This is a genomic window from Spirochaetota bacterium (assembly GCA_026414805.1).
GTDB lineage: Bacteria > Spirochaetota > UBA4802 > UBA4802 > UB4802 > UBA4802.
Genome location: JAOAIH010000088.1, coordinates 1 through 11,158, shown reverse-complemented (window position 1 = coordinate 11,158; position 11,158 = coordinate 1). Strand labels below are relative to the sequence as shown.

The window sequence follows — 11,158 nt, the reverse complement described above, 5'->3', positions numbered from 1 at the left end:
ACATTGTCCACCAAAAGGCCTACTAATTTTTCGCCTATCTCAACTACAATTATCCTGCTTAATTCAGTCAATGCAACGGGCTGCATCCCAAACCGCACCCTGATATCAACCACCGGGATGACATTACCTCTTAAATTGATAACCCCTTTTATATATTCGGGCGTATTGGGAAGGCGTGTTATTTCCGGAATCCGTAATATTTCATGAACTGACAAAATATCAATACCATATTCAATTTCATCAAGCTTAAAGCTTACCAGTTGAAGTATATCAATAGAATCGGTATCATCAATTACAGATTCAGCCGTTTTTGACGCAATATTCAATAATTCATTATTCATAATCCACCTTTACAATACACATTATATACTGTTATAATACTATGCTATAGTATCAATATAATTTCAAGACAAAATTATTTGGCATATAAAAAAGTTTAAACTGTTATTTTTTTGAATAATTGTATAGTTTGGCAAGAAATCCTTTATAATTACAACCTCAGGACAAGATAACTATTTTCTATACGAATATATACTGTTTGTGGTCCTATAGACAATACTTCAGTATTTTTGACAGGCAATGTGTATGACCATAACACTTCACCTGTATCAGACATCTGATAAAAGACACTTTCAGCAATAAAGATGATACCTTTTGAAGTATACTGCAACGAATGAATATCCTTGCCTGGACTTATCTGCCATTGTAAATTCCCATTGCCTGAAATTTTCCCCAGGGTGCCTCTTTTTGTTGCAAATATTATACCCTGCGGATGTTCTACAGCAGCTACTATCTCACTATCACTGTACTTCCATACAATTTCATCCTTTAAAAGATGAATTTTCTGTATTGACGAAGGTGCTACTGTATATATTTCAGGATATTTGCCAAAAATGCCATTTGGTACTACCTGTCCAATATATTTCCTGTAGATACTAACACCTAAAACAACATCGATTGCATACAGATATCCATCAGCAGTAGCCACACATACCATCTGGCCAAACAGTACTGGCTTTGCAACAATTGGAGCATTGCAGTTAATTTTATGCACTATGCTGCCATTTTTATGAATAAAATATACCAACCCTTTTGTTGTGGGGACAACTATAGTATCGCGCACTGGTATAATGCCATCATAAATAACATTGCCTTCAATATCTAACTGCCATGTAATGGTGCCTGTTGTATCAAGAGCCTGTAACATCGTACTTTGAATAATGATATAATCATTCCATATAAACGGTTTTGAAAAAACAGGAAACTCATGCTTCCATTTAACAATATTATTTCCACAATAATATAAGCCGGTATTTGTAGTTGCTATCAGATCATTTTTATAAGGAATAATTGCAACAATTGGGGAAAGATTATTTAAACTTTGCGGCTGACTGGTATCAATCACAACATCCTGCACAATATTCTGGCGTATCAAATTGAGAGCTTGGATTGCTTTTTCATCTGCAGTTGACACAGGAATTAACTGTTGAATTGCCTGGTCCAATGGTATCTTTTTTTCTTCAACAGATTGTTGGATGGACTCAAGCGTCTTAGTATCAATAACACACGATTTACCGGCATCAACAGCAATACCATGTATTTGTTCAGGGGGCACACCCGCAACACGAGGAGCAAGGAGTACCTTCCCATCAACGACAATCAGTTTGGTTAACCGGCTATCGGATTGTATCAGAAATGTGGTTCCACGTACACCTGCAACAGCAGTTTTTGTTTTTACTAATAAGCTATCACCTTTGTATAATTTCTTTACAGCTGCATATAGTATTCCTTTATTCATTGAAGCAGCAAGCGATAGCACCTGCGTCTGTTGCAGAGTATCAATCGTAACCTCTGAATTCTGATCAATTCGTACAGTGGCAGAACCTACCTCTATCACAGCCATTGATTCTTTACCACATACAATGGTATCAGATTGTAATAACTCCATGCCGTTGACCAGATTTATGACTTTGCTGTCTCTTATGATATGCACGTCTCCAATAACAGCTTTGCATATTGCTGGCTTATAGGTAGCTTTCTGTGATACGATGTTAAAAATAAGCACACTCATTATTACAATAGCAGCTACCCCTGCAGCAACAAATGGCAACCACTTTGTACCATATACCTTTGTAGTCTTTGATTGTTCAATAACATCAGAATAGGTAAGAGAATCGCGAAAAGGCGGAATTGATGATTGCCACTTATGCAGAAGCTCAAAAAAAGCATCGGCGGAATCACCAGCATACCCAGCTATTTCGGAGTATAATTCTTTATCCAAATCCCATTTATTCATAACCATCCCAAAACTTTATCGTGTTGTAATTCCACCATAAAGTTACACATGAATATTTATAGTACTCCTCTTTTTTTAAGATAGTCTGTAATATACATTATAGCCCTTTCCATACGCCATTTAGCTGTACGTTCTGAAATATTCAAAATTGACGCAATGTCGCTATATTGTAATTGCTGTCCCACCCGCAATAAAAAAACTTCTTTGAATTTATCAGATAAAGTATCAATAGCCAACGAAAACTCTCTGGAAATCTCATCATCAATAACATAATCTTCAGGGGTTTTTACTCCCTGTGCATTCATAAGACGATGTTCTTCCTTTTCAATCATGGTATCTGTTTTGTGTACCTTATACCTGTGGTTCTTGGCACAATTAATTGCAATCTTATACAGCCATGATGAAAATGTTCTGGTAACATCAAACTTATGTATATGCCTGTATGCTCGTATAAACACATCATGCATAAGATCTATAGCATCATCTTCATTGTATACATAACTATATAAAAGCTTATATATGCGCTCAGAGTACCGCTGGTAAAGCTCCTCAAATGCACTGTCATTGCCCGCAACAATGCATTTGACCAGTTCCTCATCTGTCAGAGCTTTAAAAGTTTGACTCATTGTTATTAGTATATATCACAGGAATGTAGTAAAAGTGCAATGCTATAAAAAAATTTTTATTTATTTCATTCATAATATCTTTTTATAGGTGTTCACGGGTTTTCCCGTTATATTGAAGACATCTCCAATCAGTCCCTCATCAAGCATTGAAATGAGCATGTTGGTTTTTTCGCGGATCTCATCAGTAACCATGTATTCTGATTCCTTTAACTGAAAGAGCTCATCTGCAATATTTAAGGCAGCAAGAATGGCAATCTGCAATTGGCTTGCATTAGTCATACTTCTGGCAACATCCTCCATCTTTTTGTTTACATAATCAGCAACTTTTGCAATATAATCACCTGATGCATCTCCTTCAATAGTATACACTTGCCCCAGTATAGTTACTTTTACTTTATTGGAATTTTGCAGTCCTGAAATCATTTTTCATCATCCTCAATAATAATAAAATCTTCATCGTCTGAAATTTTATCTTTTGAAGATTTTTTTTCTGTTGTGTCTTCATCAATTATAATTACATCACCATCAACATCATCAATGACTATCTCTTCATCCGTATCATCCAGCAATACTATCTCGTCCTCTTCTGCCGGAAGAGTATCAACTTCCACATCTCCTTTTGCCTTTTCAACATCATCAATGATGATAATGTCATCTTCCTCTGCAGGCTTTTCCTCAAGGAATTTTTCCTCAACCTTTGGTTCAGGGCGCTGTGGTTTGGGCTGTGCTGGTGCTGGTTGAACTTGAGATTTAGCACCAAATGCGGGAGTTTTCCCGGATTTCAATGTCTCAAGTTTGCCAAGCATTTCAATAATCTTCTTTTCAAGCACCTCTTCACGTTGTTTAATCTGCGCAAGCTCACTAGTGGCAGCCTCAATTTCCTTTTTTAGGCGTGCTATTTCCTGCTCTTTTTCTTCAAGGCTTAAGCGCGCTTCTTCAGCCTGCACCTTGAGTGATTCATTATCTGCTTCCAGCTTTGCATTCTCAGCTCTAAGGTCACCAATAAGCTGCAATGCTTTTATAATCCTGCTTTCAAGCTCCTCTAATTGCTGCATTGTAATCATGAGAACATCCTCCCGAATTATTCATTCTTTTACAGTTATACTGTAGTAAATGTCGGCATAAAAAATCATTCAGTAAATAAAAATATTATGACTTGATGCTGCATCACTCACTACACCTCTTAGCATAAAAAAGTACTGTATTGATAGACTAATTTTTAATACTCAACCTAACTCCTTTGAGTAATAAAAAAAATTACGGCATTCAAACAATAATTTATTCAATGACAATAAAGTATAATGAACAGGATATAAAATCAAGATAATTTTTTTAATTTTTTAGTATAAAAATTACCATACAGAGGACACGTCAATATTAACTGAGTAGTGAAGAGAATACTCACAATCCCGGATACAATTATACACCACTCCGGTACCAATAAATGTCTTCTCATTAAAAAAGTAACGAATACCAAGCGATGTAACAAAAAAGAGCGTATCATTGTACCCTTTATAAAGAACAGGCAATCCATGATCCCCATATACAGGAGTATTATTTATTCTATCTCCAACACATAACGATACAAACGGTAGTATAGGGTAGACATCAAACACCACGGTTGAAGAAAAATACACAATATCATTGGATAATTTCTTATAATACAGCATACTATCTTTTTTTAATGGGTTTAAACCAAACACACTACTCCATGTTCCTTTATGGAACACATTAAATGATAACCCGTCAAAAACTGATTCTCCTTCCTGCGGTATTAATATATAGCAAGATGCAAATACTGCAGTGAATGGTTTAGCACTAAAGGCAGCAATCAGTGCCAATGAAAATGTAGTTAAGCCCAACTCAGTAGTGAATGCTGTTTCATTATAATATGCATCAGGAGCTGTCGGCAATCCCAGCTCAACAAGCAAACCCCCTGACAATGCATTTAACAATAATCCAAAGCTATGCCAAATGCCAATGGCACTATCTCCCATTGTAGTGTCCGATAGCTCCTTGAAAGAGCCTTGCAGCATTGAAGTAGAAAATCTCAAATCAGTTCCAGGAAATATACCTGTATGGAGGGAAACGTACTCTTTAGGATATGCTACACTAGTTTGAATAAAATCAATACTGCTATATCCAGCAATTGAACCCTCACCAACGGTATACATTGATGGTGTAAATGGCCTGCACAATGCTTGGTTATGGGAGATAGTTACTATAAATACAAAAAGCGCCATGATAATAGCGCTTTTTGTATTCTTACAGTATGACATATACGATTAATTTTTTACGCGGCTTTGTTCGTTACCTTTTCAACAATAGCCTTAAATGCAGCTGTATCGCTTACTGCCAATTCAGCCAGTATTTTTCTATCAATAAGGATATTGGCTTTCTTCATGCCATCAATAAGGCGGCTGTACGAAATTCCGTAAAGGCGTGCAGCTGCATTAATGCGCATAATCCATAGTGCTCTGAAGTCACGTTTTTTACGCCTTCTGTCCTTATACGAATTCTGCAATTTTCTTCTTCGGGCATCCTTTGCAGTGCGCCACAGGTTTTTACGTGCACCGTAGAAACCTTTCACATCTTTTAATATCTTTTCTCTTCTTTTATGATGAACTTTACCTGTTGTTGCTCGTGGCATACCTTTTACCTCACTGTATTATGAATATGGCAGTAACCGTGCAAAGCGCTTTATATCTGCATCACTGATATATGCAGGCTTTCGTAATGCACGTTTGCGCTTTGGGCTTTTTGATTCTAGCAGATGGCTTTTCCATCCTTTTGCACGTTTAATCTTGCCAGTAGCTGTCACTTTAAACCGCTTCTTTGCTCCGCTGTTGGTTTTTAACTTGGGCATTGTGTTACCTCGCTTCACTTATTGATTGTTGTGCTCCTGCATTCGCTTTTTTTGCGCAGCCGACATGGGAGCCATTATCATGGTTATATTTCTGCCTTCTTTTGAAGGATTTGTTTCAACCAGTGCCACATCTTCAAGAGCTTGCTTCACATCATCCAAAACTTTATACCCTAAATCACTGTGCACTACTTCCCTTCCCCTAAACATGACAGTAAATTTAACTTTATTGCCATCTTCAATGAATTCACGTGCATGGCGCACCTTATGCTGAAAATCATGCACATCAATAGAAGGCCGCAGCTTAATCTCCTTTACCTGAATAACCTTTTGTTTTTTCTTAGCTTCTTTGGCCTTTTTAATTTGTTCAAACTTGAATTTACTGTAATCAATTATTTTTACTACTGGTGGATCCTGATTGGGAGATATCTCAACCAAATCCAATCCTTTATCCATAGCTTTTTGCAATGCTTCCTGTAACGAAATAACCTGAGGCCCACCATCCTCACCAACTAAACGAACCATAGAGGCTCGTATCTCCTCATTTACCCTGAAACGCTTGGTATCAACCCGGTCTATGTTATCCTCCTTACACTTATTACATCAACAATATAAAATATATAACTGTGATACTATATATCGTAACACAGCAAATATTTCAACGAAAAAATTTTCCACATCTTATCACTGTTATATATTAATCAACTATTTTTCTATGTTACAAATAAAAAATCAATGTTATTGTAGCATTATTGTTTATCTTCACATTGTTTATGTACTAAAAGAACAAAGTCTTCTACTTTCATTGTGTCTGGTTTCTGTTCACCCCGCTTACGCACTGCAATAGTATTTTCCTGCATCTCCCTTCCCCCAATGACACCAATATAGGGTACTCTCTGTTCAATAGCATCTCTAATCTTATATTTTATTGTTTCATCCCGCAAATCTGTCTTAACCCTAATACCTTGAGCACGCAACTTTAAAGCTAAATCTTTTGTATAGTCTGCCTGCTCTGGGCTTACATTTACCAGTATAATTTGTACCGGCGAAAGCCATACTGGAAATCTTCCCGCATAGTGTTCAGTCAATATGCCAATAAAGCGCTCTATAGAACCCAAAAGGGCTCGGTGAATCATATATGGCCTGTGCTTCTGCCCATCACTACCAATATAATACAGGTCAAAGCGATCAGGAAGATTAAAATCAAACTGAATGGTGGTCATCTGCCATTCACGGCCCAGTGCATCCTTTACTTTAAGATCAATCTTTGGGCCATAAAATGCTCCACCACCTTCATCTACTTCTATATCAAGCTGTTCAGCGTGCACTGCTTTTTTCAGTGACTCCTGTGCATCAATCCACCGAGAGCTATCGCCCACTGATTTTGAAGGCTTTGTGGCAAGATATGCCTTAATATCCTTAAATCCCAACACCTTCCACATATATAGTGAAAAGCGCAAAACTTCCCGTACCTCATCTTCCATCTGCTCAGGAGTGCAGAATATATGCGCATCATCCTGCGTAAATCCACGTACGCGCAACAACCCGTGAAGTACTCCGGATTTTTCATACCGGTACACCGTGCCAAGTTCAGCCCACCGCAGCGGCAGGTCCCTGTAAGAATGCAGGCTGGTCTGGTAAATTTTGATGTGGAACGGGCAGTTCATTGGCTTTATGTAATAGTCATGGCCATCAATATCCATGGGCGAATACATATTTTCTTTGTAAAAATCCAGATGCCCTGAAGTTTCCCACAACGTTGCACGCCCTATGTGTGGTGTATATAATATCTCGTATCCATTCTTGAAATGCTCTTCACGCCACCACTGTTCTAAAATTGCTCGTAGTCTCCCGCCTTTTGGATGCCAGTAAATAAGTCCGCCACCCGCATCTTCATGTATGCTGAATAAATCCAATTCCCTGCCCAAAATTCTGTGGTCGCGCTTTTTTACTTCTTCCAGAAAATTCAAATGCTCTGTGAGCATTTTTTCTTCTGGGAAGGCAACACCATAAATGCGCTGTAGCATCTTGTTGCGCTCATCGCCCCGCCAGTATGCACCCGCAATGCTTAAAAGTTTAAATGCCTTAATATATCCGGTACTTGGTAAATGCGGACCCCTACATAAATCAACAAAATCACCCTGCTCATACAACGAAACAATGTCGTCCGATAGCTCCTGTAATAGTTCAACTTTATATATTTCACCTAACGTTGAAAACAGCTCTATGGCATCCTTACGAGGTATTTCTTTGCGTACGATGGGGATGTCTTCAGCAACTATCTGCCGCATTACCTCTTCAATTTTTGCAAGGTCATCCTGTGAAAAGCCACCTGGTTTGTCAAAATCATAGTAAAAACCAGTTTCAATAGCAGGACCTATGGATACTTTAACATCGGGGAAAAGCCGTTTTACCGCCTGTGCCATAAGATGCGAAGCAGAATGCCAGAACACATCTTTGCCTTCAGGGCTGTCAAAAGATATGAGTTCAATCTGGGCGGTACCGGCAACTGCCGTTCGCAAATCTTTTAGTGCCCCGTTTATTTTGACTGCAACAGGTTTTGTTTTACCATCAAGCTGTGGCAGTATATCCAGTACAGTTTTACCATCCTGTACTTCTATCGTTTTTCCATTACTTAGTTGCACACTTGCCATTTTAAACAATCCATCAAATAAAAAATTGGGCGATACTGGAGTTGAACCAGTGACCTCCTGCGTGTCGAGCAGGCGCTCTGACCAGGCTGAGCTAATCGCCCTAAAAGTATTTGCTGCACAAACTGTGCGTAGTAAAAATTTGCTGGATTACCTACTTACTAAACTTGTGCTATGCCTGTCAAGACTTTTTCACAGATTCGCGTTGTACTGCTAATATAGCACATAATCCAAACGCAACACACCAAATATTTATAAACGCATTGAGCACCCCATCCACTAGTGTGATTGTATACATACCATTCTGCCAGTTAAATGCCATATCAAGCAAACCCAAAAATATCAATCCGCCTGCTGCAGGTAAAAGTATTATGGATGCTCTGACCCCTTTTTTTATTGTAAAGATACCACCTGTAATAAGAGCTATCGCTAATATTGTATCAGGCAGTGGAAATGAATGTTCATAGGCAAAGTAGCAAGACGGCGGATTTTCAGGGGCAAGTCCCACCGTGAAAAAGGCAATCCAGAATAATAGGATTCCTATTCCAGTAACTATCGCCAGATTTGCTGCCACCTTTAATGACATACGACCTCCTTATTTTTTACTTTTTTTCTTCTGCACTTTTTTTATCTGCCAATCCATAACTGCTTCAACAATACATGGTGCATACCGTTTCATAATCCAGGTCAGCGTACTGTCAAAGTTTGCCAGGATTATAAATTTTTTCTTTTTCATGCCATTTAACAGTGCCTGTGCTACTTCATCAGGCGTCAACAATTTTGCTGATTTGGAGATTTCCTTGGTTTCATCAGGCTTTGTACGGTTTTCAACCTCAAAGCCAGGCGTATCAGTGTCAGGGGGACAGAGCACTGAAACTGTAATGTTGTAGCGCTTTAGCTCACTTCGCAGTGCTTCGGAAAAGCCAATGATGGCAAATTTTGATGCGCTGTAATCAGTGTATCCAAACACTCCCACAAGCCCCGCCACCGATGACGTGTTGACGATATAGCCCCCACGCTGTTTCATATGGGGCACCATAAACGAACAGGTATTCCATATTCCAAATAAATTTATCTTCATAGTTTCTTCAAACTGCTTGAAGCTTATATCTTCAAAATATTTGGGATAGGCCCTGCCAGCACAGTTAACAAGTATGTCACAGGTATCAAACTGCCGTAGAGCCTGAGTAAAGGCTTTTTTAACCTGTGATGGGTCGGACACATCACACTGGTACCATGCAAACCGCTGTCCGTGACGTTTTTTTGCCTGTTCTATCTGTTTTAAGGCTTCTTCAAGGCGGACACGATTGCGGGCAAATATTGCAATGTTGGCACCTTCCTGTGAAAGCAGTTTTGCTGCCGACAATCCAATACCACTGGAACCACCTGTAATAAAAACAGTTTTACCTGCAAAATTTTCCATACGTTGCTATCTCCTTTATTTTGTTTTCAATGATGCAATGTCAAGTGTTTTAAGCCACTGCATAGTACGTTGGAACCCTTCAGCAAATGAAATTTTTGGAACCCAGCCCAACTCTCGTTTTGCCTTGTCAATACTGAATTGCAGCCGTGACCCTAAATTCTTAACTGTGTACGTAGTCAATAATGGCCGCTTTTCTATTTTCAATGCTTTCCACACTGTTTCCATTACCACTGCAGCTGCATAGGCAACCCAGTAAGGGATATGCGTCTTTATTGGTTTGACTCCCAATGCCTGGGCTATGCCTTCACAGAATTTTTGCAATGTAATACTTTCACCATCATGTACCAGATAGCCGTTGCCTACTGCCCGTTTATCTACAGCTATCAGTAATAATAAATCTACAAGATTTTCAATATACGTTGGCCATACCAGCACATCTTTGCGCCAGAAGATAAGCTCGCGCTTTATAATAGCATCAGCTAAAAGTGGCACAAACGTCTGATCACCGGGTCCATAGACCCAGCACGGATACACCATGGTGACAGGAAGCTTTTTTTCACGGTGATAGCGCCACATCACCTCTTCGGCTTTGATTTTATAATCTGGATAAGGCTCGCCCCAGGGTTCTAATGGGAATGATTCATCCATGACCACATCTTCACGCAGGCCAAATACATCATTGGTGGATATATCTACAACCCGTTTCACCTTTGCCCACACAGCTGCTTCGCATACATTTTTTGTTCCGCCAACAGTTACTTCCTCAAAAAGCTTTTGCGGTGCCCAATCGGTCACCACCGCAGCACAGTGAAACACCACATCGCAGCCTTTGACTGCTTTTTTTACAGATTCAATATCCCTGATGTCACCAAGTATTACTTCTACTTTATTTTTCTTCAACTCAGGAATTTTGGGGTCATTAGGCAACACTAACGCTTTAACATGGTATTTTTTCCCTAGCAGTGTTTTTACAAGATTTCCTCCTATAAATCCGGTTGCACCGGTAACACACGCTTTCATAATAACCTCCTGATAGTATATGTATACCTTTTGCTTTTAGATATAATTATATATTGAGTTAGGGTACACATTCATTCTATTTAATAATTTTTATACTATCGATAGCTCTATATAAAATTTCAAGGAAAATATATGCTCCAACCCGTTTATAAACTATCAAGAACACGTTTACAATAAGGAATTTCTTCATACATATCCCTGAATGGTTCTGATGGCTGCTGCATTCCTGCTATGCGACATACAGCGTTGTGATTACAGGATGAACAGATACTATTATCT

13 protein-coding genes and 1 tRNA gene are annotated in these 11,158 nt (G+C 38.8%); all 14 read right to left on the bottom strand.

The annotated features are described in order from the left end of the window. The coding region (locus N3F66_13580) for a chemotaxis protein CheW (GenBank protein ID MCX8125174.1) at positions 1–341 on the bottom strand (341 nt) is incomplete at its 3' end. A gap of 149 nt (positions 342–490) precedes the next feature. Further along, the gene (locus N3F66_13575) at positions 491–2,296 is read right to left on the bottom strand and encodes a PQQ-binding-like beta-propeller repeat protein (GenBank protein ID MCX8125173.1); all 1,806 of its coding nucleotides are present in this window, start codon (positions 2,294–2,296) and stop codon (positions 491–493) included. A gap of 56 nt (positions 2,297–2,352) precedes the next feature. Further along, positions 2,353–2,922 (bottom strand): RNA polymerase sigma factor, encoded by a 570-nt coding sequence (locus N3F66_13570; GenBank protein MCX8125172.1) that lies wholly within the window; start codon positions 2,920–2,922, stop codon positions 2,353–2,355. Between the two features lie 69 nt (positions 2,923–2,991). Then, complete coding sequence (locus N3F66_13565; GenBank protein ID MCX8125171.1) at positions 2,992–3,345, bottom strand: cell division protein ZapA; 354 nt, start codon at positions 3,343–3,345, stop codon at positions 2,992–2,994. Continuing rightward, the gene (locus N3F66_13560; protein MCX8125170.1) at positions 3,342–3,986 is read right to left on the bottom strand and encodes a hypothetical protein; all 645 of its coding nucleotides are present in this window, start codon (positions 3,984–3,986) and stop codon (positions 3,342–3,344) included. Before N3F66_13560 ends, N3F66_13565 begins: the two co-directional genes overlap by 4 nt. A 288-nt stretch (positions 3,987–4,274) precedes the next feature. Further along, entirely contained in the window at positions 4,275–5,165 is an 891-nt protein-coding gene (locus N3F66_13555; protein ID MCX8125169.1) for a hypothetical protein, read from the bottom strand. Positions 5,166–5,215: 50 nt separating this feature from the next. Further along, on the bottom strand, positions 5,216–5,572 hold the full coding sequence (rplT, locus tag N3F66_13550) for a 50S ribosomal protein L20 (GenBank protein MCX8125168.1): 357 nt from the start codon (positions 5,570–5,572) through the stop codon (positions 5,216–5,218). A gap of 18 nt (positions 5,573–5,590) precedes the next feature. Next, positions 5,591–5,788 carry a 50S ribosomal protein L35 gene (gene rpmI / locus N3F66_13545; protein MCX8125167.1) on the bottom strand — a complete coding sequence of 66 codons (198 nt, stop codon included), beginning with the start codon at positions 5,786–5,788 and terminating at the stop codon, positions 5,591–5,593. Between the two features lie 18 nt (positions 5,789–5,806). Further along, complete coding sequence (gene infC / locus N3F66_13540) at positions 5,807–6,364, bottom strand: translation initiation factor IF-3 (protein ID MCX8125166.1); 558 nt, start codon at positions 6,362–6,364, stop codon at positions 5,807–5,809. Between the two features lie 170 nt (positions 6,365–6,534). After that, on the bottom strand, positions 6,535–8,439 hold the full coding sequence (thrS, locus tag N3F66_13535) for a threonine--tRNA ligase (protein MCX8125165.1): 1,905 nt from the start codon (positions 8,437–8,439) through the stop codon (positions 6,535–6,537). A 26-nt stretch (positions 8,440–8,465) separates the two neighbouring features. After that, positions 8,466–8,540 (bottom strand) — tRNA-Val (locus N3F66_13530). Positions 8,541–8,617: 77 nt separating this feature from the next. Continuing rightward, entirely contained in the window at positions 8,618–9,022 is a 405-nt protein-coding gene (locus tag N3F66_13525) for a hypothetical protein (GenBank protein ID MCX8125164.1), read from the bottom strand. 9 nt (positions 9,023–9,031) lie between these two features. Next, positions 9,032–9,859, bottom strand: a complete 828-nt coding sequence (locus N3F66_13520; protein ID MCX8125163.1) for an SDR family oxidoreductase — start codon at positions 9,857–9,859, stop codon at positions 9,032–9,034. A gap of 15 nt (positions 9,860–9,874) precedes the next feature. After that, positions 9,875–10,879, bottom strand: a complete 1,005-nt coding sequence (locus tag N3F66_13515) for an NAD-dependent epimerase/dehydratase family protein (GenBank protein MCX8125162.1) — start codon at positions 10,877–10,879, stop codon at positions 9,875–9,877. Positions 10,880–11,158: the final 279 nt, after the last annotated feature.

Excerpts from the sequence above, each read along its gene's own strand:
- N3F66_13575 (MCX8125173.1), bottom strand. The coding sequence starts at position 2,296 with ATGAATAAATGGGATTTGGATAAAGAATTATACTCCGAAATAGCTGGG.
- N3F66_13570 (MCX8125172.1), bottom strand. The coding sequence starts at position 2,922 with ATGAGTCAAACTTTTAAAGCTCTGACAGATGAGGAACTGGTCAAATGC.
- N3F66_13565 (MCX8125171.1), bottom strand. The coding sequence starts at position 3,345 with ATGATTTCAGGACTGCAAAATTCCAATAAAGTAAAAGTAACTATACTG.
- N3F66_13560 (MCX8125170.1), bottom strand. The coding sequence starts at position 3,986 with ATGATTACAATGCAGCAATTAGAGGAGCTTGAAAGCAGGATTATAAAA.
- N3F66_13555 (MCX8125169.1), bottom strand. The coding sequence starts at position 5,165 with ATGGCGCTTTTTGTATTTATAGTAACTATCTCCCATAACCAAGCATTG.
- rplT (MCX8125168.1), bottom strand. The coding sequence starts at position 5,572 with ATGCCACGAGCAACAACAGGTAAAGTTCATCATAAAAGAAGAGAAAAG.
- rpmI (MCX8125167.1), bottom strand. The coding sequence starts at position 5,788 with ATGCCCAAGTTAAAAACCAACAGCGGAGCAAAGAAGCGGTTTAAAGTG.
- thrS (MCX8125165.1), bottom strand. The coding sequence starts at position 8,439 with ATGGCAAGTGTGCAACTAAGTAATGGAAAAACGATAGAAGTACAGGAT.
- N3F66_13525 (MCX8125164.1), bottom strand. The coding sequence starts at position 9,022 with ATGTCATTAAAGGTGGCAGCAAATCTGGCGATAGTTACTGGAATAGGA.
- N3F66_13520 (MCX8125163.1), bottom strand. The coding sequence starts at position 9,859 with ATGGAAAATTTTGCAGGTAAAACTGTTTTTATTACAGGTGGTTCCAGT.
- N3F66_13515 (MCX8125162.1), bottom strand. The coding sequence starts at position 10,879 with ATGAAAGCGTGTGTTACCGGTGCAACCGGATTTATAGGAGGAAATCTT.